Raw genomic sequence first — 21,138 nt, 5'->3', positions numbered from 1 at the left:
CCAGCGATTTACAGGTGATGGCCAGAGCTGTTTTTCATCTGAAATTGACTACCGCAACGCCGCAGAGCGCGCAGTCTGGTCATGCATGCCCGAGAGCACACGCAGCAAACGGACCAGCTCGTCGATATCGCGGTTGGGCGCATCGCCGGCATTCAGCGCACCCATCAGGCCATTTTCGTGAATCTCGCGGCAGCGCTGTACTGGGGCGGTCCACATCGACAGCGGCAAAGCTGGCTTCTTCGCCTTTCTTTTGCGAGATTACAACACCGAGCCCCCATTTTTGAACGCTTCATTCACCAGCTGCGCAGACAAAACGAGAGGGCCCGACGCATTGCCTGCACCGCCCGCAGATTTCCCGGAAAGGGCCTTTCAGAAAACCTTCCATGGCACGGGATGTGCATGTGGATATTGTGGGCAAATCGAAGGAAATCTGGCGATATTCAGGCAAAACACCTACCCCCAAACGACCTGCATTCGATAGAGTGAATCCTCATATTTTTGACATCCAACCCTGCGGAGCTATTTCATGAAGCGTCGAATCTTCCCCGTCACCGCACTCGGATTGGCACTGGCTGCCGGCCTGTCTGTCACACCGGCTTTTGCCCAGACCAAGTGGGACCTGGCCGCCGCCTACCCCGCCACCAACTTCCACACGGAAAACATGGTGCAGCTGGCCAGCGACGTGGACAAGGCCACGGGCGGCAAGCTCAGGATCACGGTGCATGCCAACGCCGCGCTGTTCAAGGCCCCCGAAATCAAGCGCGCCGTGCAAGGCGGCCAGGCGCAGATGGGTGAGATCCTGCTGGCCAACTTCCAGAACGAATGGCAGCTGTTTGGCGTGGATGGCCTGCCCTTCCTGGCCGACAGCTACGTCGCCTCCAAGAAGCTCTACGCCGCCCAGAAGCCTTTCCTCGAAAAGAAGCTGGCGGAGCAGGGCATGATGCTGCTGTACGCCGTGGCCTGGCCACCCCAAGGCATCTACACCAAGAAGCCGCTGGCCTCCGCAGCCGATCTCAAGGGCATCAAGTGGCGCGCCTACAGCCCCGCCACCGCCCGCATTGCCGAACTGGTGGGCGCGCAGCCCGTGACGGTGCAGGCGGCCGAGTTCTCGCAGGCCCTGGCCACGGGCGTGGTCGAATCGACCATGACCTCGGGCGCCACGGGCGTGGACAGCAAGCTCTACGAGCACCTCAAGTATTACTACGACACCCAGGCCTGGTTGCCCAAGAATGCCGTGCTGGTGAACAAGAAGGCGTTTGATGCGCTGGACAAGCCCAGCCAGGACGCCCTGCTCAAGGCCGGCGCCGACGCCGAAGCACGTGGCTGGACCCACAGCACCAAGGTCAACACCGATACCGTGGCCAAGCTCAAGGCCAATGGCATGGACGTGGTGGCCCCGCCCGCCGCACTGAAGGCCGACATGGCCAAGGTGGGCGACACCATGCTCAAGGAATGGCTGGACAAGGCAGGCCCCGAAGGCAAGGCGCTCATCGACGCCTACCGCAAGTAAGCCCAGGCGCCCCCACCCATGCGTCGTCTGCTGGATTTTCTGTACGACAGCGCCGCCGCCCTGGCGGCGCTTTTCATGGTCGGCCTGCTGGGGATGGTGCTGCTGTCCATCGCCAGCCGGCAGTTCCACTTCCATGTGCCGGGCACGGATGCCTATGCGGGCTACCTGATGGCCGCATCGGGTTTCCTGGCGCTCGCCCATACCTTGAAGCGCGGCGAGCACATCCGCGTCACGCTGCTGCTCAACTTTTTGAAGGGCGGCGCCAAGAAGACGTTCGAGATCTGGGCCCTGGCCATTGCCACGCTGCTGGCGCTGCTGTTTGCCGTCTACAGCTGCAAGCTGGCCTGGCAGTCGCACGGGTTCCACGACATCTCCACCAGCAGCGACGCGACGCCGCTGTGGATTCCCCAAATCGCCATGGCCGTAGGCACAGTGATTCTGGCGATCGCATTCGTGGACGAACTGGTGCTGGAGCTGCTGGGCAAGCGCCTGGCTGCCCCATCCGGCGAAGCCTTGCGCAATGAATAAACCCGGCACAACCTACCATGAGTGATCTCGCCATCACCGGCCTGCTTGTACTGTCGCTGTTCCTGATCCTGGGCAGCGGTGTATGGATCGGTCTCACCCTCTCCGGCGTCGCCTGGATCGCCATGCAGCTGTTTTCCGCGCGCCCGGCGGGCGATGCGATGGCCGTGACCATCTGGGGCAGCGCCTCCAGCTGGACCCTCACGGCCCTGCCGCTGTTCATCTGGATGGGCGAAATCCTGTTTCGCACCCGGCTGTCGCAGGACATGTTCAAGGGCCTGGCCCCGTGGGTGCAGGCGCTGCCGGGCCGGCTGCTGCACACCAACGTGGTGGGCTGCACCATCTTCGCCGCCGTGTCGGGGTCCAGCGCCGCCACCTGCGCCACCATCGGCAAGATGACGCTGCCCGAACTGACGCGCCGGGGCTACCCCGAGCACATGGTGGTGGGCACACTGGCGGGCGCGAGCACGCTGGGCCTGCTGATCCCGCCGTCCATCATCATGATCGTGTATGGCGTGTCGGCCGAGGTGTCGATCTCGCAGCTGTTCATTGCGGGCGTGCTGCCCGGCATCTTGCTGGCGGCCTTGTTCTCGGGCTACATCATGGTCTGGGCGCTGCGCCACCCCGAGCAGGTGCCGGCCGCCGATGTGCGCATGGGCTTCATGCAGAAGCTGTCCGAATCGCGCAGCCTGATCCCCGTAGTGCTGCTGATTGCGGCCGTGCTGGGCTCCATCTACACCGGCTTTGCCACCGCCACCGAGGCGGCTGCCGTGGGCGTGGTGGGCGCGCTGGTGCTGTCGGCCGTGCAGGGCTCGATGAACTGGGGCACGTTCAAGGATTCGCTGATGGGCGCCACGCGCCTGTACTGCATGATCGCGCTGATCCTGGCAGGGGCTGCGTTCCTCACGCTGGCCATGGGCTACATCGGCCTGCCGCGCCACCTGGCCGAGTGGATCGCATCGCTGGGCCTGAACCAGGCCCAGCTCATCGTGGCACTGGCCATTTTCTTCATCATCCTCGGGTGTTTCCTGGACGGCATCTCGATGGTGGTACTGACCATGGGTGTGCTCATGCCCACGGTGCAGGCCGCAGGCATCGACCCCATCTGGTTCGGCATCTTCATCGTGCTGGTGGTGGAGATGGCGCAGATCACGCCGCCCGTGGGCTTCAACCTCTTCGTGCTGCAGGGCATGACGGGCCGCCAGTTGCCCTGGATCGCCAAGGTGACACTGCCCATGTTTTTGCTCATGTGCGGCGCGGTGGCGCTGATCTACGTCTTCCCTGGCATCGTGACCTGGCTGCCGCAGCAGATGGCGACGCGCTGAGCGCCGGGCGCAACCACCGGATGTGGACAATGGCGCCATGCTGAATGTTCTGTCCATTTGTATCGGCGCCAGCCTGGGGGCGCTGGCCCGCTGGCGTCTGGGCCTGTGGCTCAGCGGCACCGGTGCGCTGTTGCCATGGGGCACGCTGGTGGCCAATCTGGTGGGTGGCTACCTCATCGGTGTGTGCGTTGCGGCCTTCCAGGCGCTGCCCCACATCGACCCGGTGTGGCGGCTGGCGCTGGTCACGGGGTTTCTGGGGGCGCTGACCACGTTTTCCAGCTTCTCGGCCGAGGTGGTGACCATGCTGCAGCAGCAGCGCTACCTGATGGCTTCGGGCACCACCGTGCTGCACCTGGGGGGCTCGCTGCTCATGACCATACTCGGGCTGCAGACCGTGGCGCTGGCACTGCCTGCCCGCCCGTAGTGGCATGCCCTGCCGTTGCATGGCCGCCATGTATTACTATTATTTTTATAGCTTACAGTGCATGATGGTAAAGCGTCAAAGCCCTGTTTGACCTAAAATCCAACCAGGTTCGGCGCACCCATGCCTGGGCCACGCAACAACCCCGTCCCACAGTCCGGCCCCCACCGTGACCACTGCCATCCCCATGGAAGCCAACACCCAACTCAACGAACGCCGCCTGGCCGATGCCTGGGCCGAACTGCACGCCCACGCCAACAACGACAACCCCCTGCACGCCGATGCCTACCGGCTCGCTTTTGCCGACCCCGAGTTTCTGTTCCGCCGCGAGACACGCGGTATCCGCTTTCAGCTGGAAATGCTCAAGCCCGACCTGGGCCAGGCCGAGCAAGGCATCGAGAACACCGTGGTGGTGTATGGCAGCGCCCGCTTCGTGGCGCCCGACGAGGCAGCAGCCCAGCTGGGTGCAGCCCAGGCCAGTGGTGATGCCGCACAGCTGCAACGCGCCCACCAGGCCGTGCGCAATGCCCGCTACTACAACCTCGCCCGCCAGTTTGCCGGCCTGGTGGCCGAGTACAGCGAGCGCCAGCGACCGGCCGACCGCATCTACATCTGCACGGGCGGTGGCCCCGGCATCATGGAGGCCGCCAACCGGGGCGCCCACGAGGCGGGCGCGCTGAACGTGGGCCTGAACATCGGCCTGCCGCATGAGCAAAGCGGCAACCGCTTCATCTCGCCCTCCCTGAGCTTCAAGTTCCACTACTTCGCCCTGCGCAAGATGCACTTCATGATGCGTGCCAAGGCCCTGGTGGCGTTTCCCGGCGGGTTTGGCACGCTCGATGAACTGTTCGAAGTGCTGACCCTCGTGCAGACCGGCAAGGCCAAGCCGGTGCCCATCGTGCTGTGCGGCACCGACTACTGGAAGCGCCTGATCAACTTTGACGTGATGGTCGAAGAAGGCACGATTTCGGCCAAGGACCTGCAGCTGTTCCACTACACCGACGACCCGCAGGAAGCCTGGGACCTGATCAAGGCGTTCTACAAGCTCTGAAAGCACACGAAGCGCCGACCCGGCGCGCGGCGCACAGGGCCAGCCGCTTCCTCAGGTCTCGCGCCCCATCAGCCAGGCCTGCCGCGCGCCAAAACCCACGCCGGCCCCCACCAACCAGAACAGGCCGGCCACGCCGATCAGCGCCCCCGCCGAGCCGAACAGCACCGGCATGAGCACGCTGGAGGCATTGATGGTCATGAGCCGCAGGCCCAGCGCCTCGCCGTGGCGGGCGGGTGGCGTGATCTGGTGCAGCATGCTCATGATCATGGGTTGCACCGAGCCCAGCGCCAGACCCAGCAGCACCGAGCAGGCACCCATGGCCAGCGCCGTGGGCAAAAGCGGGTAGACACCGAACAGCAGCGCGGTGACCAGCATGGCGGTGGTGATCACCGCAGCCTCGCGCAGGCGCTCCGCCACCAGCGGCATCAGCACCCGCACCAGCGCCGCCGCAATGGCGAAGGCCCCGAGGATGGTGCCGATCACCGAGGCCGACAGGCCGCGTTCGTGCCCCAGAAGTGGCACCACAAAAGTGTGCACGTCCCAGCAGGACGACAGAAACCAGTTGACCAGCAGCAGGCGCCGAAAACGCACATCGTTCAGCAGATCCCACGCCCGCTGCGGGGTACCACCGGCGGCGGCAATCACCGGGGGCAGCTCCACGGTGCTCCGCACCCAGAACCAGGTGGCCAGCGGCAGCAGCGCCATCAGCGCAAACGCGGCACGGTAGCCCTCCAGGCTGCCGGCGGTGCTGCCGGCATGGTCGATCAACAAGCCCGCACAGAAAGGGCCAATGAAGTTGGAGACGGCGGGCCCGATGGCCAGCCAGCTGAAGACGCGCTTGAATTGCGTGGCATCGTGGGCGGCCCGGCCCACATGGCGCTGCAGCGCGATGATCGCGGCACCGCTGGCGCCTCCCGTCATCAACGCCGCCAGGCACAGCACCGGAAAGACCGGCCATACCAGCGCCAGCGCAGCCCCCGCCGACGCCACCGCCACCGCCAGACCCACGGGGCGCTTCAAGCCATGGCGGTCGGCGTAGCGCCCGGCAGGCAGGGCCAGGAACACCTGCGTGAGCGCAAACAACGCCAGCAGCACGCCCACGGCCGCTGCGCTGTAGCCCTCGCGCAGCGCCAGCAGCGGCGCGGCCATGCGCATGCCGGCCATGCAGGCATGCACGCAGATCTGGCCGGCAATCAACCGCGCCAGTGCCCAGTTCACAGCAGGTCGTCCTCGGGGTCCAGGCCTGGCAGTGCTGATGTGCTGGCGCCTGCCAGCGGCATGGCCGGAGCCGGCGCGGGCAGATCCTGCACATCGCGCAGCTTGCGCTGGATGGCGCGGGTGCGCACGCCCACCTCGTCGAACTTCTTGGCGGCGGCGTCGATGGACTTCTTGGTGGCCTCGACCACATCGCCGAATTTGGCGAACTCGGTCTTGACCATGCCCAAAAGGCTCCACACCTCGGACGAGCGCTTTTCAATCGCCAGCGTCTTGAAGCCCATCTGCAGGCTGTTGAGCATGGCCGCCAGGTTGGCCGGGCCGGTGATCATCACGCGGCAGTCGTTCTGCACGGCCTCGACCAGGCCGGGGCGGCGCATCACCTCGGCGAACAGGCCCTCGGTGGGCAGGTACAGCACGGCAAAGTCGGTGGTGTGCGGGGGCGATACGTATTTGGCAAAAATCTTCTTGGCTTCGAGCTTGATGGAGGTTTCAAACGCGTTGCCTGCGGACAGGATGGCCGCCTTGTCGGCCGCGTCCTGGGCGTCCAGGAGGCGCTGGTATTGCTCCACCGGGTACTTGGAGTCGATCGGCAGCCACACGGGGTGTTCATCGCTCTTGCCCGGCAGGCGGATGGCGAACTCGACCAGCTCGTCGCTGCCCGGCACGGTCTTGACGTTGCGCGCGAACTGCTCGGGCGTGAGCACATTGTCGATGATGGCGCCCAGCTGCATTTCGCCCCAGGTGCCGCGCGACTTCACATTGGTCATCACCCGTTTGAGGTCGCCCACGCTGCCGGCCAGAGTCTGCATCTCGCCCAGGCCCTTGTGCACCTGTTCGAGCCGGTCGCTCACCAGCTTGAACGACTCGCCCAGGCGCTGCTCCAGCGTGGCGTGCAGTTTTTCGTCCACCGTGCGGCGCATTTCTTCGAGCTTGGTGGCGTTGTCGGCCTGGATGGCGCCGAGGCGCTCGTTGAGCGCGGTGCGCAGCTGCTCGGCGTTGTGCTGGCTGCCCTGCACCAGGCCGGTCAGCTGCTGCGAAACAGCGTCCTGCAGCACCGAGAACTGGTTCTTGATCTGGTAGCTGTTGCCTTCGAGCTGGTCCTTGAGCGCATTCGACATGGTGCCCAACTGGGCCTGGATGTCGGTCTTGAGCGAGTCGAGCGTGAGGCGCGTGGCGGCGGTCAGCGCCTCGAAACGCTCCTGGATGCGCTTTTCAAACAGCGCCGCGCCCTCGCCCATGGCCTCGCGCGACTTGACGCTTTCGGCAGCCAGCGCGGCGGTGGTGGTGGTGAGCTCGGTGCGAAAACCCACCAGCGTGGCCGACAGCTCGGTGCGCGCCGTGGCCGCATCGGCCTGGCCCTGCGCCAGATGCGCCAGCAGCGCCTTGCTGCTTTCTTCCAGCCGTCCGGCCACAGCCTGCTGCAGGGCATCGAAGCGCTGGCCCAGCGCCACATCCAGCGCCGTCTGGCGCTGGCTCAGGGCTGCATCGAAAGCCGCCAGACGCTGCTCCAGCCGCCCCTCGAACACGCCAAACGCCGCCAGCAGTTCGGCGCGGCTGTTGCGCGATTCGCTCACGGCCTGGGCCAGGCGCTCGTCCACGGCGTGGCGCAGGGTCTCCAGCGTGGTCTGCGTGGTCTGGGTGAAACCCCGCAGCTGCTGGCCCATGCCGTCCAGGGCGCCATCGTTCTTGGCCACGGCAATCTGGGTCGCCATGGCGGTTTGCTCCAGGGCCTGCAGACGCGCCAGCCACTCGGGCGACAGATCGACACGGGGGCGGCGCAGCAACAGCAGCACCAGCAGGGCAAGCACCAGCGCCAGCGCGGCCAGCAGCACAAGGGTATCGGTAGTCAAGGCAGATTTACTATTTTTTTAAATAGCCCATAGCGCTTATTCCATGAGCGCCAGAGGCCAATTTCACTCACGACCTGGTATCACCTGGCGCGCACACCAGCCACCGGCTGGTTCACCGGCGTCAGCGGCCCGCGCCCCTCAAAGAAGGCGATCAGGTTGTCCGCAGCCAGGTTGGCCATGGCCAGGCGCGTGGGCACCGTGGCGCTGGCGATGTGGGGCGTGAGCACCACGTTGGGCACGGTGAGCAGGTCGGGGTGCACCGTGGGCTCGCCCTCGAACACATCGAGGCCCGCCGCCGCGATGCGCCGCTCGCGCAACGCTACTGCCAGTGCCGCGTCGTCCACGATGCCGCCGCGCGCGATGTTGATGAGCGTGGCCGTGGGCTTCATCAGCGCCAGCTCGGCCGCGCCAATGGTGTGGTGCGATGCCGGGGTGTAGGGCAGCACCAGCACCACATGGTCGGCCGTGCGCAGCAGTTCATCCTTTTCGACATAGCGGGCCTTGCATTCGGCCTCCAGCGCGGGCGACAGGCGCGAGCGGTTGTGATAGACCACGTTCATGCCAAAACCGTGTGCGCCGCGCTTGGCAATGCCCTGCCCGATGCGCCCCATGCCGATGATGCCCAGCGTGCTGCCATGGATGTCGCTGCCGGCAAACATGTCGTAGCGCCAGGTGGTCCACTTTCCGGCGCGCAGGTAATGCTCGCTCTCGGCCATGCGCCGGGCCGTGGCCATGAGCAGCGCAAAGCCGAAGTCGGCCGTGGTTTCGGTCAGCACGTCGGGCGTGTTGGTGCCCTGCACGCCGGCAGCCGTCATGGCATCGACGTCGAAGTTGTTGTAGCCCACGGCCATGTTGGCCACGATTTGGAGGCGCGGCGCGGCGGCCAGCAGGGCGGCATCGATGCGCTGGCTGCCCGTGGTGAACGCCCCGTCCTTGTCGGCCAGCCGCGCGGCCAGCTCCTGGGGCGACCAGATCACGTCATCGGGGTTGGATTCGACCTCGAAATGCTGCGCCAGGCGCGCCACCACCTCAGGAAAGATCGCGCGGGCGACCAGGATGCGGGGTTTGCTCATATCAGGAAGTCTCCAATCAACGGAACCAGATAAAGGTCATGACAATAAACAAGGGCACCAGAACGCCGCACGACCACAGCATGTAGCCAAAGAAGCTGGGCATCTTCACGCCGCGGTCTTCGGCAATGGCCTTGACCATCAGGTTGGGCGCATTGCCGATGTAGGTGTTGGCCCCCATGAACACGGCACCGGCCGAAATGGCCGCCAGTGTGGGGGCCAGCGTGGTCATGAGCACGGCGGGGTCGCCTCCGGCGGTGTTGAAGAACACCAGATAGGTGGGCGCATTGTCCAGAAACGACGACAGCACACCGGTGGCCCAGAAATACATGGCCGGGTCAGGCGATCCGTCGGACCGCGTCACGGCGGCCACAATGGCGCCAAAGGGACCGTTGACACCCGCCTTGAGCATGGCGATCACGGGGATGATGGTCAGAAAAATGCCGGCAAACAGCTTGGCCACTTCCTGCATGGGCCCCCAGCCGAACTGGTTGTCGGCATGGACCGTTTTGGGCGTGAGCCAGAGCGAGGCCAGCGTGACAAGGACCAGGCCCACATCGCGCACGATGCCTGGCAATCCCACCTCGGTGCCGGCAACGTTGAACACCACCGGCGATTTCCAGAAACCGCTGAGCAGCACCAGCGCCACCACCGCGCCCAGCAGGGCAAAGTTGACCTTGCCGTCAAAGCCGATGGCACGGGTGTCGGGGGTCGGGTCTTGCGCCCTCACCTCCTGGCCGCGGCGGTAATACCAGCTGTCGAGCACGTAAAACAGCACCAGCAGCACGCCCACCAGAAACAGGGTCTCCTGGAAGATATGGGCCACGGTCCAGAAAAAATCCACCCCCTTCAGGAAGCCCAGGAACAGCGGCGGATCCCCGAGCGGCGTGAGCGAGCCGCCCGCATTGGAGACGATGAAGATGAAGAACACCACCACATGGGCCACATGCTTGCGGTTGTCGTTGGCGCGGATCAGCGGGCGAATCAGCAGCATGGATGCGCCCGTGGTGCCCATGAAGCTGGCCAGCACGGCGCCAATGGCCAAAATGGCCGTGTTGAGCGCCGGGCTGCCATGCAGGTTGCCCCGGATGTAGATGCCACCCGACACCGCGAACAGTGCCGTGAGCAAAATGACGAACGGAATGTATTCGGCCAGCAGCGCATGCACGAAGCTGGCACCAGCCACCGCCGGGCCGAACACCACGGCAAACGGCAGCAGAAACGCCAATCCCCAGGCCGCCGCCACCTTGCCAAAGTGGTGGTGCCAGAAGACGGGTGCCAGCAAGGGCACGAGCGCAATCGACAGCAAAATCCCGGCAAACGGCACCCCCCACAACAGCGAAAGGCGGCTGCCATCGATATCGGCGGCACCTGCCAGGCCGGGCAGCACGCACAGGGCGGCAGCGGTCAGCCAGCGGAAAATCTTCATGGGGGTTCTCTTTCTTGTCGAAGGGTTGCTGGGGACGCCCGGAGCGGTCATTGCGCCGAGGGAATCTCGAACACCTGGCGCAGATAGGCCAGGTATTTCTCGTCATCGCACATGCCCTTGCCGGGCGTATCCGACACCTTGGCCACGGGCTGGCCGTTGCAGCGGGTCATCTTGATGACCACCTGCAGGGGCTCGTAACCCAGATCGTTGGTGAGGTTGGTGCCGATGCCAAACGCCAGCTGGCAGCGGCCTCGGAACTGCTGGTACAGCTCGATCGTGCGCGGGAAGGTGAGCGCGTCGCTGAAGATCAGCGTCTTGGTGAGCGGATCGACACGGTTCTTGCGGTAGTGGTCGAGCAGGCGCTCACCCCAGGCAAACGGGTCGCCGCTGTCGTGCCTGGCACCATCGAACAGTTTGCAGAAATACAGGTCGAAGTCGCGCAGGAAGGCACTCATGCCGTAGACATCGGACAGGGCGATGCCCAGGTCGCCGCGGTATTCCTTGGCCCACATTTCAAAGCCGAACACCTGGCTGTCGCGCAGGCGCGGGCCCAGCGCCTGGCAGGCCTGCAAATATTCATGCGCCATGGTTCCGAGCGGCGTCACACCGAGCTTCATGGCATAGAGCACATTGCTGGTGCCCGCAAACTGGCCCGGGCCGGGCGGAGCCCCCGGGCGGCGGTCGCCCGTGCCCAGGCGGGCCACCAGCACGCGCAGCAGCTCTTCATGCCATGCACGGCTGAAACGCCGACGCGTACCGTAATCGGCAATCTTGAGCTCGGCCAGACCCTCGGCCTGCAGCAGCGCAACCTTATCGTCCAGGCGCCGGCGGCCCTCCGGGAAATCAGGCACCTTCTGCGTGTTGCGAAAGTAGACCTCGTTCACGATGGCCAGCACCGGAATCTCGAACAGGATGGTGTGCAGCCAGGGCCCGCGGATGGTGATGTCGATCTCGCCCGAGGGCAGTGGTGTGACGGTGATGTATTTCTCGTTCAGCCGGAACAGGCCGAGAAAATCCACGAAGTCGCTCTTGATGAAGCGCAGCGAGCGCAGGTAGGCCAGCTCATCGTCCTGGAATTGCAGACTGCACAGCGAACGGATTTCCGCCTTGATCTCGGCCACATGGGGCGCCAGCTGCACGCCGGGATTGCGGCACTTGAAGCGGTATTCGACCTGCGCCCCGGGAAACTGGTGCAGCACCACCTGCATCATGGTGAACTTGTACAGATCGGTGTCGAGCAGGCTGGTGATGATCATGGTGAGGCGGGGCCACGGCAGGGCGGCCCGGGGGAGCAGGAACCATCGCTGGCGCGGCCAGGGGCCCCAAAGTGTAGGCCATCAGACGGCTGCAGGCTCCGTCTGAAAGCCCCCTATTGCCCCGGTTGCAAGATATGTGTCAAAAATGGTTCCAGCGCTTTTGGGAAAAGCGCCAGCAGCTACATTTTATATAGCAAAATTCTCAAGCCAGCACCACCAGTACCTGCAACACGGCACGCAGTGCCTCTGGCACCGGCACGGGCCGGCGCGTGGCGCGGTCCACATACACATGGATGAAATGCCCGGCGGCGGCGCACAGTGGCTCGCCCTGGGCAAACAGCCCCACCTCATAGCGCACGCTGGAACCACCCAGCCGCGCCACGCGGATGCCCGCCTCCACCGTCTGTGGAAACGCCAGCGGGGCAAAGTAGTTGCACTGGGTCTCGATCACCAGGCCGATGGTTTCGCCGGCGTGGATATCGAGCACGCCCTGCTCGATCAGGTGGGCGTTCACGGCGGTGTCGAACCAGCTGTAGTAAACGACGTTGTTCACATGTCCATAGACATCGTTGTCCATCCAGCGGGTGCTGATGGAGCGGAAGGCACGATAGGCGCTGCGCGGCTGTGGCACCGGGCGCGCGGGCTGTGCGACCGGGGAAAGGGGAGCAGTGGTCATGGCCGGACATTCTGCCAGCGCGCGTGGTATTGCTGCGCCACCCGCCAGGTATTCATCTGCGCCTGAAGAGTGTCTGCCAGGTCGCGACCATAGCCACCGGCCATCGTGAAGGCCAATGGCAAGCGACGCTGCCAGGCCCAGTCGAACACCCGGCGGTCGCGGGCCTCCAGGCCGTCGTGGCTCAGGGCCAGGCGGCCCAGCCGGTCGCCCACATGGGGATCGGCACCCGCCAGATACAGCACCAGCCCGGGCGCAAAGCGCTGCTCCAGCGTGTCCAGAGCCTGCTCCAGCGCTTGCAGGTATTCGTCGTCCGCGCAGCCGTCGGGAAGCTCCACATCCAGGTCACCGACCTCCTTAAGGAACGGATAATTGCGCGCCCCGTGCAGGGACAGCGTGAACACGCTGGCATCGCAGCGAAAGATGTGCGCCGTGCCGTTGCCCTGGTGCACATCCAGGTCGATCACCGCCACCCGAAGTGGCGGCACCACGCCCGCGCTGCACCCACGCTGCCACTCGGCCTGCATCAGGCGCGCAGCCACGGCGATGTCGTTGAACACGCAAAACCCGCTGCCCTTGTCGGCATAGGCGTGATGCGTGCCACCCGCCAAGCTGCCCGCCAACCCTTGCGCCAAGGCCGCGCGACATGCTGCAATGGTGGCGCCCACCGAGCGCCGGGCGCGTTCGGCCATCACCTCGGTCCACGGAAACCCGATCTCCCGCTGCGCGGCTGCAGGCAAAGTGCCCCCAGCAATCGCCTGGACATAGCCCGGCGTGTGAACCAGGGCCAATTCATCATCAGAGGCCGGCGGGGCCACCTGAAGCTGCACTTGAGGCAACTGCTGCGCCAAGCGGTCACGCAACAGGCGGTATTTCGCCATGGGAAAGCGATGCCCCTCCGGCAGGGGCAACACAAAATGGTCTGCGTAATAGGCATGCATGACAAGATTGTGGCAATCCCGTCACCTCTGGGGAGTCGCCCCTAATATGTTGCATTGCAGCAAAAATCGCTTGCAATTGAACTGCAAGCGCCTAGAATTCTTCCCATGCTGCACTGCAACATGACTTTACCGAGTCAAGGTCAGCGCAGATGTCCGTGAACCACCTTGACCCATCCGGGTTTCATTTTTAGGAGATATGACATGTCGCTGACCGCAGAACAAATCCTGGCATCCCACAAGGCCAACATCGAAACCCTGTTTGGTCTGACCACCAAGGCCTTCGAAGGCGTGGAAAAGCTGGTTGAACTGAACGTGACCGCCTCGCGTGCCGCCCTGTCGGAAGCCGCTCAACACACCCAGGCCCTCCTGGGCGTGAAGGACGCACAGGAGCTGCTGGCACTGCAAGCCGGCCTGTTCCAGCCCCTGGCTGAAAAGACCGCCGCCTACAGCCGTCACCTGTATGACATCGCTTCGGGCACCGGCGCAGAATTCGGCAAGACCTTCGAAACCCAGACCGCCGATGCGCAAAAGGCATTCGCCAATCTGGTGGACAGCGCTGCCAAGAACGCCCCTGCTGGTTCCGAAACCGCCGTCGCCGTGATGAAGAGCGCAGTGGCCGCTGCCAACAACGCTTTCGAATCGGTGCAAAAGGCCGTCAAGCAAGCCTCTGACGTGGCCGAAGCCAACTTCAACGCTGTCGCCAGCACCGCTGCCGACGCCGCCAAGTCGGCCGCTCCTCGCAAGCGCTGAACCAGGCGCGGCGCTGCGCACTGGAGTGCAGTCTCCAGCCAGCGCCCAGGAAATGCCCTGACCATTGAGCCCATCGCCCCGAATTCGGGGCCTCCAGTTGTCTCCTTGGATCCTCTCGAAACCCCCGTTTCAGGGATCCTTTTAAAGCCCGATCTCAGGATCGGGCTTTTTTTTATCTCTGCCCCGTCCTGCCCCGCGTTGGCCCATTTGCCGCCAAGAAAAGACCGGTGGAATGGATACGCATGCCGCGCAACTACACGATGGTTTTAAGCCGCTCGACCCGAAGCAGCAGCCATCAAGCTCAAGCACCTGCGCACCGCTGGCAATCTGATGCATTGACCCAGCTTCTGAAAAATGAAGCCCCTGCCGCGAACCAAGCAATGCCGGGAAAATAAGGCAGCAGCCAACAGTCCAGATCGGGTGTCGCTCGCAGATGGCCAGTGGACTTCAACTCTTGCCCCTGGCGTGCCCCTGAAACGAAACAAGGACCCGAAGGTCCTTGTTTGTACTGGCATTTTTTGGGGTGGCTGATGGGGCTCGAACCCACGACAACAGGAATCACAATCCTGGACTCTACCAACTGAGCTACAGCCACCGTAGATTTGAATTATAGCCCGAGAAAACCGGGCTTCGCGCCAATATCCGTCAAATTTCCGATCAATCGGCTGTGGACTGTGGGCGGGGGGCCTTGATCTGAACCTTGAAGCGGTCTTTCAGCAATTCATAGTAGGCCAGCCCTTCGGCATTGCTCCACCACTGCAGGTATTGCTGGCGCTCCTGGCGGGCGACTTGCTCGTTGGGGGTCTCGCGCGGAACCAGGCGATTGACTTTGGCCACGGCGTATCCCTGCGCCCCCAGATCCACGCCGATCCAAGCTGGCAAGGTGGCTGTACTGGCACCCAATACCGCATCCACCAGACGCCGTGGCTGGTTCTGGGGTTGATCACGCGAGATCACGATGGCTGATTGCAAACCCGCGGCATTGCCGGGCGTGGCTTTCCATGCAGCCAGCTTGGCTTCGCCGTCCTTGCGCGCCAGCTCGGCGGATTTCTCGGCGATATACAGGCTGCGCACCTGCGCACGCACCTCCTCCAGTGGCAGGGTGCGTGCAGCGGTGTAGGCGCTGACGCGGGCAGCAGCCATCTGGCTGGGTCCGATTTCCACGGCTTCGGTATTGCGTTTGTTCTCGATCGAATCCGTTGAGAACAGCGCCTCCAGCAGCTTGCCGTTTGCCAACGGGCCCGTCGCTCCAGGCGCCGGTGTACGGGTGACACCTGACGCCGTCAGCACTTTGAGCCCGAGCTTTTCGGCCACGGGCTTGAGACTGTCGGATTGCTCATAGACGCCATTGGCAAACGATTCGGCCACCTCGGCAAACTTGCGCTGGGCTTGCTGTTGCTTGAGTTCGGCTTCCATGGAAGGACGCAACTCTTCAAAGCTTGGCTGACGGGGTGTCTTGATGTCCGTCAGCAAAATGATGTGATAACCGAAATCGGTTTCCACCACGTCGCTGATATCGCCTTTTTTCATCGCAAAAGCCGCGTCTTCGAACGGCTTGACCATGGCACCCAGCCCAAAGAAGTTCAGGTCTCCGCCCGACACGGCAGACCCCGCATCTTCGGAGGACTTCTTGGCAACCTCCGCAAAAGTGGCGGGCGCCTTGCGCACCTGTTCCAGCAATTGCACGGCACGCGCCTTGGCCTTTTCCCGGTCTGCCGCGGGCGCATCCTTGGGCGCATTGATCAGGATATGACTGGCCCGGCGCTCCTCCTTGCCTGCCAGGCGGGCCACGTTTTCCTTGTAATAGGTGCGCAAGTCATCTTCGTTCAGCGTGATGCCCGCACGCACGCTGTCAAGATCCAGCACCACATACTCCACGGCGGCCTGTTCGGCCTGCTGGAATGCGGAGGTGTGGGCCTTGTAGTAGCCCTCCAGATCCGCGTCGGTGGGCGCCACCTTGCCAGAAAAATCTGCAGGGTTGAAACGGGCAATCTGCACTTCGCGGCGCTGGTACAAGGCGTCCAGCGACAGCTTGACCTGCGCATCGGTGCCGAAGGCGGATCCCATCACCCCACCCATCACCTGGTTCACCGAGATGTCCCGGCGCACACTGGCCTCGAAGCCTTCAGGCGTCAGCCCTTGGGCGCCCACCAATGCGCGGTAGGCCTCGGCATCCAGCGAACCATCAGGGCGTTTCAGGGCGGCGATGGCCGGAATTTCCTGCAGGCTGCGGGCCAGGCGGCTGTCGCTGGTGACAAGGTGCATTTTCTGGGCTGCGGCCTGAAGCACCCGGTCACGAACCAGGCGTTCCAGCGTTGCATAGCGGGCCTCGGGAGAGTCGAGCAGTTTTGCATCCACCGTGGGCGACTGGGCCCGAATTCTGTCCGTCTCCATCTTGTGGGCGTTGTCCCAGTCGGTCTGCTTGATGTCATGACCATCAACGCGAGCAACCACAGCGCTCTTTTCGGAGAAATAGTTGCTGTCGATGCCCACCAGCACAAACGATGGAATGATCAACAAGAACAACAAGAACATCACGATCTTGGAGTGCTTGCGGATGGATTCAAACATGGTCGATCTTTCAGAGACAAAAAACAAAAGGCGAACTTTCGTTCGCCTTTGTTCGGTGGTGGTGGGTCCTGACGGTCTCGAACCGCCGACCTACTCCGTGTAAAGGAGCCGCTCTACCAACTGAGCTAAGGACCCCAACCTAACTGGCCATCAATTCAAGGCGTCTTTCAATGCCTTGCCTGGACGAAACTTTGGAACTTTAGCAGCTTTGATTTTAATCGCAGCGCCGGTACGGGGATTGCGACCCGTGCGGGCTGCACGCTTGCCCACTGCAAAGGTGCCGAAACCGACGAGCGAAACAGTGCCGCCCTTCTTCAGGGTCTTCTTGACGGCCTCAATCGTGGATTCCAGGGCACGCGCAGCTGCGGCCTTGGAGATGTCGGCGTTGGTAGCGATGTGCTCAATCAGTTCGGTTTTGTTCACAAGAAGCCTCTCGGAAAAGAGTTGATGGAATGTCTCGCGGGTATCTGGTCTTCACACGTCCGAAAGCACAGCCCTGGGGGCTGGACGGCATCAGACGGGGGAATGACTGGCATATGCAGCAGGCGCTGCTGCATCAGATTAAAGCCATCGAGTTTCCGGGTGTCAATACAACGCGCTGATTTGCAGCAGCGTTGCTTTGAATTCTAGTCGTATTTCACGGCGCGACGGGGCTTGCCGGGCGGTTTTGTCTCAAAGCCGCCGCATGGGCAACATTCCTGATTGACACCACGCTGATGTTGCGGGTCACAAGGCAGACGCAATGGCGCGCCCCACATCCTGGGTACTGGCTTTGCCACCCAGGTCCGGTGTGCGCGGGCCGCCGCCCTGGGGGGCAAGCACGGCCTCGATGGCAGCCAGCACGGCGTCGTGCGCGGCGCGGTAACCGAGAAAATCGAGCATCATCGCGCCGCACCAGATCTGGCCGATGGGGTTGGCAATGCCCTGCCCTGCAATGTCGGGCGCCGAGCCATGCACGGGCTCGAACAGCGAGGGCATGGTGCGCGTGGGGTTCAGGTTGGCGCTGGGTGCAATGCCGATGGTGCCGGTGCAGGCCGGGCCCAGGTCCGAAAGGATGTCGCCAAACAGGTTGCTGGCCACCACCACATCAAAGAAGTCAGGGCGCTGCACGAAGTGGGCCGTCAGGATGTCGATGTGGAATTTGTCCACCTTCACATCGGGATAGGCCTTGGCCATCTCGGCCACGCGCTCGTCCCAGTAGGGCATGGTGATGGCGATGCCGTTGGACTTGGTGGCGCTGGTCAGGTGCTTGTGGGGGCGCGACTGGGCCAGGTCGAAGGCGAACTTCAGCACGCGGTCCACGCCGTGGCGCGACATCACCGTCTCCTGCATCACGATCTCGCGCGGCGAGCCTTCGTACATGCGGCCACCGATGCTGGAGTATTCGCCTTCGGTGTTCTCGCGCACGATCAGCATGTCGATCTCACCGGGCAGGCGCGGGCTGCCGTCGCGGCGCACCACGGGCGCGATCACGCCCGGCATCAGGCGCGCGGGGCGCAGGTTGATGTACTGGTCGAACTCGCGGCGAAACAGCAGCAGCGAGCCCCACAGCGACACATGGTCGGCAATCTTCTCGGGCCAGCCTACGGCGCCAAAGTAAATCGCCTCGTGGCCGCCGATCTGGTCCTTCCAGTTGTCGGGCAGCATCTTGCCGTGCTTCTCGTAGTAGTCCCAGCTCGAAAAGTCGAAGTGGTCGAATTGCAGATCGATACCAAACTTTCGCGCGGCCTCGTCCAGCACACGCAGCCCCTCGGGCATGACCTCTTTGCCAATGCCGTCACCGGCAATGACTGCAATGCGATGCTTTGCCATTCAAATGCTCCTGAAAATATAGCTGCCCGCGCTTATCGGTCCAGCGCCAGAGGCATCAAAGACTTGAAAATTATTTGACGCGCGCCCGGATCTCGGGGAGCGCCTTCTGCAGGTAGTACACCATGGACCAGACCGTGAGCACGGCCGAGGCCCAGATGAGCCAGGTGCCCCATACGCCCGTATCGATCACGCCGAACAGGCGCCCGTCGTACAGCAGGAAGGGGATGGCCAGCATCTGCACCGTGGTCTTGACCTTGCCGATCATGTGCACGGCCACGCTCTTGCTGGCACCGATCTGCGCCATCCATTCGCGCAGGGCCGAGATCGCGATCTCGCGGCCGATGATGATGAGGGCCACGAACACGTCGGCACGCTGCAGGTGCACCAGCACCAGCAGCGAGGCGCACACCAGGAACTTGTCGGCCACCGGATCCAGGAACGCGCCAAAGGACGAGGTCTGGTTGAGCTTGCGGGCCAGGTAGCCGTCCAGCCAGTCGGTGGCGGCAAACACCACGAACATCACGGTGGCAATCAGGTTGCGCGTGGCCGGGTCCAGCGGCGCGTAGAACACCCCCACGATCAAAGGTATCGCGACGATGCGCGTCCAGGTCATCAAGGTGGGGATAGTCCAGAACATGGCGACGATTGTGTCACGGCGCGGCCGTGGAACCTTGGAGGGTGCTTATCTCAACGCCCTGTAAATTTCTTCTGCCAGCTCGCGCGAGATGCCATCCACGGTGGCCAGGTCTTCCACACTCGCAGACGCCACCCCGCGCACGCCGCCAAACCGCTGCAGCAGCCGGGCACGCTTCTTGGGGCCCACCCCCGCAATTTCTTCGAGCTGGCCGCCGCCCACACGCACCTTGGCCCGTGCGGCGCGCATGCCGGTGATGGCAAAGCGGTGGGCCTCGTCGCGGATCTGCGCCACCAGCATGAGCGCGGCCGAATCCTTGCCCAGATACACCTTCTCGCGCCCATCGGCAAACACCAGCTCTTCGAGGCCGACCTTGCGGCCCTCGCCCTTTTCAACGCCAACGATGCGCGTGAGGTCCAGGCCCAGCGCGGTGAACACTTCGCGGGCCACAGCCACCTGGCCTTTGCCGCCGTCGATCAGCACCAGGTCGGGCAGGCGCGCCACGCCCTTGGGCTTGACGGCGCCGTCGGCCTGCGTGGCATCGGACGGCGGGGGCGCCGCAAAGTCGATGCCGCCCGCCTCGCGCGCAGCCTCGGCCACCTTGCTGTAGCGGCGCGTGAGCACCTGGCGCATGGCGGCGTAGTCATCGCCGCCGGTGACGCCTTCGATCTTGTAGCGGCGGTATTCGCTGCTCTGCATCTTATGGTGGTGGAACACGACGCACGATGCCTGGGTGGATTCGCCCGCCGTGTGCGAGATGTCGAAGCACTCGATGGTGAGCTGGTCCAGGTCTTCGGGCGGCAGATCCAGTGCCTCGGCCAGGGCACGGGTACGGGCCTGCTGCGAGCCCTCTTCCGCCAGCAGCCGCGCCAGTTGCAGGTCGGCGTTCTTCTGCGCCATGTCCAGCCAGGCGCGGCGCTGCTCGCGCGGCTGGTGGATCGCATTCACGCGCAGGCCACCTTGTTCGGTCAGTGCATCCAGCAGCGCCTTGTCCACCGGCACGCTGGTCACCAGCAGCGGAGGCACGGGCACGCCGATGTAGTGCTGGGCGATGAAGGCTTCCAGCACCAGGGCCTCCACCGGGCGCACGGGGCGAGACGGGGCAACCACTGTCTCCTCCGCGCCATCGCCGCCCTCTTCTTCAAACACCGCGGCCGCATCTTCGACATGCACCGGAAAGTACGGCCGGTCGCCCAAATGTCGGCCGCCGCGCACCATGGCCAGGTTGACGCAGGCGCGGCCACCCTGCACCCGCACGGCCAGGATGTCCACGTCCTTGTCGTCCGCTGTTTCGATGGCCTGCTGGTGCAGCACGCGCGACAGGGCCTGGATCTGGTTGCGCACCTCGGCCGCCTGCTCGAACTCGAGCTTGTCGGAGTGCGCCATCATGCGCGCCTCCAGCGCCTGCAGCAGCTCCTGCGTTTCGCCGCGCAGCAGGGCCTCGGCATGCAGCACATCGGCCGCATAGGCCTCGGGCGAAATCAGGTTGACGCAGGGCCCGGTGCAACGCTTGATCTGGTACAGCAGGCAGGGCCGCGTGCGGTTGGCAAACACCGTGTCTTCGCAGGTGCGCAGCCGGAACACCTTTTGCAGCAGCTGGATGGTTTCCTTGACCGCCCAGGCGCTGGGGTACGGGCCGAAGTAGCGGTGCTTTTTATCGACCGCGCCCCGGTAGTAGGCCATGCGCGGAAACACCTGACCCGGTGCGTCGCTGCGGCTGCCCGATCCGGGTACGCCGGTGATCTTGAGGTAGGGATAGCTCTTGTCGTCGCGGAACAGGATGTTGAACTTGGGGTTCAGCGTCTTGATGAGGTTGTTTTCCAGCAGCAGCGCCTCGGCCTCGGAGCGCACCACCGTGGTCTCCATGCGCACGATCTTGCTGACCATGTGGCCGATGCGCGTGCCGCCATGGTTCTTCTGGAAGTAGCTGGAGACGCGCCGCTTGAGGTTGAGCGCCTTGCCCACGTAGAGCAGCGCATCCTGCGCGTCGAAATAGCGGTAGACACCCGGCAGCGCCGGCAGCGCAGCCACCTGCGCCAGGAGTTCTTCGGAATGCACATCAGACATGGCGCATATTGTGGCCGCGCGCCAGGCCCCCTTGA

The 21,138-nt window shown here is 64.0% G+C and carries 18 protein-coding genes, 2 tRNA genes and 1 pseudogene; 7 read left to right on the top strand and 14 right to left on the bottom strand.

The features are described from left to right. Window positions 1–526: 526 nt before the first annotated feature. The 5 genes from K225_RS0113505 to K225_RS0113485 all read left to right on the top strand — a co-directional run bounded on the left by K225_RS0113505 (window position 527) and on the right by K225_RS0113485 (window position 4,832). On the top strand, window positions 527–1,510 hold the full coding sequence (locus tag K225_RS0113505) for a TRAP transporter substrate-binding protein (RefSeq protein WP_026436917.1): 984 nt from the start codon (window positions 527–529) through the stop codon (window positions 1,508–1,510). Window positions 1,511–1,528: 18 nt separating this feature from the next. Then, window positions 1,529–2,038: a TRAP transporter small permease gene (locus K225_RS0113500; protein ID WP_026436916.1), complete on the top strand. Its 510-nt coding sequence runs from the start codon at window positions 1,529–1,531 to the stop codon at window positions 2,036–2,038. A 17-nt stretch (window positions 2,039–2,055) separates the two neighbouring features. Next, a complete protein-coding gene (locus tag K225_RS0113495) occupies window positions 2,056–3,360 on the top strand; it encodes a TRAP transporter large permease (RefSeq protein ID WP_026436915.1) in 1,305 nt (434 codons plus the stop codon). 37 nt (window positions 3,361–3,397) lie between these two features. Beyond that, on the top strand, window positions 3,398–3,784 hold the full coding sequence (crcB, locus tag K225_RS0113490; protein ID WP_034712701.1) for a fluoride efflux transporter CrcB: 387 nt from the start codon (window positions 3,398–3,400) through the stop codon (window positions 3,782–3,784). Between the two features lie 184 nt (window positions 3,785–3,968). Then, a complete protein-coding gene (locus K225_RS0113485) occupies window positions 3,969–4,832 on the top strand; it encodes a TIGR00730 family Rossman fold protein (protein ID WP_026436913.1) in 864 nt (287 codons plus the stop codon). Between the two features lie 51 nt (window positions 4,833–4,883). On the opposite strand, the gene K225_RS0113480 is transcribed toward K225_RS0113485, so the two are convergent. The 7 genes from K225_RS0113480 to K225_RS0113450 all read right to left on the bottom strand — a co-directional run bounded on the left by K225_RS0113480 (window position 4,884) and on the right by K225_RS0113450 (window position 13,269). Further along, complete coding sequence (locus K225_RS0113480) at window positions 4,884–6,050, bottom strand: MFS transporter (protein ID WP_026436912.1); 1,167 nt, start codon at window positions 6,048–6,050, stop codon at window positions 4,884–4,886. Then, a complete protein-coding gene (rmuC, locus tag K225_RS0113475) occupies window positions 6,047–7,900 on the bottom strand; it encodes a DNA recombination protein RmuC (protein ID WP_026436911.1) in 1,854 nt (617 codons plus the stop codon). The genes K225_RS0113480 and rmuC overlap by 4 nt, the downstream gene beginning before the upstream one ends. A gap of 80 nt (window positions 7,901–7,980) precedes the next feature. Then, complete coding sequence (locus tag K225_RS0113470; RefSeq protein WP_026436910.1) at window positions 7,981–8,973, bottom strand: D-glycerate dehydrogenase; 993 nt, start codon at window positions 8,971–8,973, stop codon at window positions 7,981–7,983. A gap of 16 nt (window positions 8,974–8,989) precedes the next feature. Beyond that, the gene (locus K225_RS0113465; RefSeq protein ID WP_026436909.1) at window positions 8,990–10,399 is read right to left on the bottom strand and encodes a sodium:proton antiporter; all 1,410 of its coding nucleotides are present in this window, start codon (window positions 10,397–10,399) and stop codon (window positions 8,990–8,992) included. A 47-nt stretch (window positions 10,400–10,446) separates the two neighbouring features. After that, complete coding sequence (pncB, locus tag K225_RS0113460) at window positions 10,447–11,655, bottom strand: nicotinate phosphoribosyltransferase (RefSeq protein ID WP_026436908.1); 1,209 nt, start codon at window positions 11,653–11,655, stop codon at window positions 10,447–10,449. Between the two features lie 202 nt (window positions 11,656–11,857). Continuing rightward, window positions 11,858–12,331, bottom strand: a complete 474-nt coding sequence (locus K225_RS0113455) for a thioesterase family protein (protein WP_026436907.1) — start codon at window positions 12,329–12,331, stop codon at window positions 11,858–11,860. Further along, window positions 12,328–13,269 carry a histone deacetylase gene (locus K225_RS0113450; RefSeq protein WP_026436906.1) on the bottom strand — a complete coding sequence of 314 codons (942 nt, stop codon included), beginning with the start codon at window positions 13,267–13,269 and terminating at the stop codon, window positions 12,328–12,330. The genes K225_RS0113455 and K225_RS0113450 overlap by 4 nt, the downstream gene beginning before the upstream one ends. 201 nt (window positions 13,270–13,470) lie before the next feature. Here K225_RS0113450 and K225_RS0113445 point away from each other — a divergent pair, with 201 nt between their 5' ends. Further along, window positions 13,471–14,019, top strand: coding sequence for a phasin family protein (locus K225_RS0113445; RefSeq protein ID WP_026436905.1), 549 nt, complete (start codon window positions 13,471–13,473; stop codon window positions 14,017–14,019). 242 nt (window positions 14,020–14,261) lie between these two features. Next, window positions 14,262–14,414 (top strand): hypothetical protein, encoded by a 153-nt coding sequence (locus tag K225_RS22220; protein WP_155885274.1) that lies wholly within the window; start codon window positions 14,262–14,264, stop codon window positions 14,412–14,414. 124 nt (window positions 14,415–14,538) lie between these two features. On the opposite strand, the gene K225_RS0113440 is transcribed toward K225_RS22220, so the two are convergent. The 7 genes and pseudogenes from K225_RS0113440 to uvrC all read right to left on the bottom strand — a co-directional run bounded on the left by K225_RS0113440 (window position 14,539) and on the right by uvrC (window position 21,103). Further along, window positions 14,539–14,614 (bottom strand) — tRNA-His (locus K225_RS0113440). Between the two features lie 62 nt (window positions 14,615–14,676). After that, on the bottom strand, window positions 14,677–16,590 hold the full coding sequence (locus K225_RS0113435) for a SurA N-terminal domain-containing protein (RefSeq protein ID WP_026436904.1): 1,914 nt from the start codon (window positions 16,588–16,590) through the stop codon (window positions 14,677–14,679). Between the two features lie 59 nt (window positions 16,591–16,649). Beyond that, a tRNA-Val gene (locus tag K225_RS0113430) sits at window positions 16,650–16,725 on the bottom strand. A 15-nt stretch (window positions 16,726–16,740) separates the two neighbouring features. Further along, window positions 16,741–17,043 (bottom strand): annotated as a pseudogene (locus K225_RS0113425) (HU family DNA-binding protein); the annotation flags it as partial. A gap of 273 nt (window positions 17,044–17,316) precedes the next feature. Then, on the bottom strand, window positions 17,317–18,402 hold the full coding sequence (locus tag K225_RS0113420; RefSeq protein WP_026436903.1) for a tartrate dehydrogenase: 1,086 nt from the start codon (window positions 18,400–18,402) through the stop codon (window positions 17,317–17,319). Between the two features lie 70 nt (window positions 18,403–18,472). Then, window positions 18,473–19,039: a CDP-diacylglycerol--glycerol-3-phosphate 3-phosphatidyltransferase gene (gene pgsA, locus K225_RS0113415; protein ID WP_026436902.1), complete on the bottom strand. Its 567-nt coding sequence runs from the start codon at window positions 19,037–19,039 to the stop codon at window positions 18,473–18,475. Window positions 19,040–19,084: 45 nt separating this feature from the next. Continuing rightward, the gene (gene uvrC / locus K225_RS0113410) at window positions 19,085–21,103 is read right to left on the bottom strand and encodes an excinuclease ABC subunit UvrC (RefSeq protein WP_026436901.1); all 2,019 of its coding nucleotides are present in this window, start codon (window positions 21,101–21,103) and stop codon (window positions 19,085–19,087) included. Window positions 21,104–21,138 lie beyond the last annotated feature (35 nt).

This window comes from Acidovorax sp. JHL-9, assembly GCF_000426205.1.
Classification (GTDB): Bacteria; Pseudomonadota; Gammaproteobacteria; order Burkholderiales; family Burkholderiaceae_C; genus Acidovorax; species Acidovorax soli.
Note: the sequence above shows the minus strand (reverse complement) of the source record. Positions and strands in the feature narration are given on the sequence as shown.

Bases quoted from the DNA above. Each gene is read 5' to 3' on its own strand.
- K225_RS0113485 (WP_026436913.1), top strand. From the start codon at position 3,969: ATGGAAGCCAACACCCAACTCAACGAACGCCGCCTGGCCGATGCCTGG.
- K225_RS0113505 (WP_026436917.1), top strand. From the start codon at position 527: ATGAAGCGTCGAATCTTCCCCGTCACCGCACTCGGATTGGCACTGGCT.
- crcB (WP_034712701.1), top strand. From the start codon at position 3,398: ATGCTGAATGTTCTGTCCATTTGTATCGGCGCCAGCCTGGGGGCGCTG.
- K225_RS0113435 (WP_026436904.1), bottom strand. From the start codon at position 16,590: ATGTTTGAATCCATCCGCAAGCACTCCAAGATCGTGATGTTCTTGTTG.
- K225_RS0113455 (WP_026436907.1), bottom strand. From the start codon at position 12,331: ATGACCACTGCTCCCCTTTCCCCGGTCGCACAGCCCGCGCGCCCGGTG.
- K225_RS0113445 (WP_026436905.1), top strand. From the start codon at position 13,471: ATGTCGCTGACCGCAGAACAAATCCTGGCATCCCACAAGGCCAACATC.
- pncB (WP_026436908.1), bottom strand. From the start codon at position 11,655: ATGATCATCACCAGCCTGCTCGACACCGATCTGTACAAGTTCACCATG.
- K225_RS0113465 (WP_026436909.1), bottom strand. From the start codon at position 10,399: ATGAAGATTTTCCGCTGGCTGACCGCTGCCGCCCTGTGCGTGCTGCCC.
- K225_RS0113470 (WP_026436910.1), bottom strand. From the start codon at position 8,973: ATGAGCAAACCCCGCATCCTGGTCGCCCGCGCGATCTTTCCTGAGGTG.
- K225_RS0113420 (WP_026436903.1), bottom strand. From the start codon at position 18,402: ATGGCAAAGCATCGCATTGCAGTCATTGCCGGTGACGGCATTGGCAAA.
- pgsA (WP_026436902.1), bottom strand. From the start codon at position 19,039: ATGTTCTGGACTATCCCCACCTTGATGACCTGGACGCGCATCGTCGCG.
- uvrC (WP_026436901.1), bottom strand. From the start codon at position 21,103: ATGTCTGATGTGCATTCCGAAGAACTCCTGGCGCAGGTGGCTGCGCTG.
- K225_RS0113495 (WP_026436915.1), top strand. From the start codon at position 2,056: ATGAGTGATCTCGCCATCACCGGCCTGCTTGTACTGTCGCTGTTCCTG.
- K225_RS0113500 (WP_026436916.1), top strand. From the start codon at position 1,529: ATGCGTCGTCTGCTGGATTTTCTGTACGACAGCGCCGCCGCCCTGGCG.
- K225_RS22220 (WP_155885274.1), top strand. From the start codon at position 14,262: ATGCCGCGCAACTACACGATGGTTTTAAGCCGCTCGACCCGAAGCAGC.
- K225_RS0113450 (WP_026436906.1), bottom strand. From the start codon at position 13,269: ATGCATGCCTATTACGCAGACCATTTTGTGTTGCCCCTGCCGGAGGGG.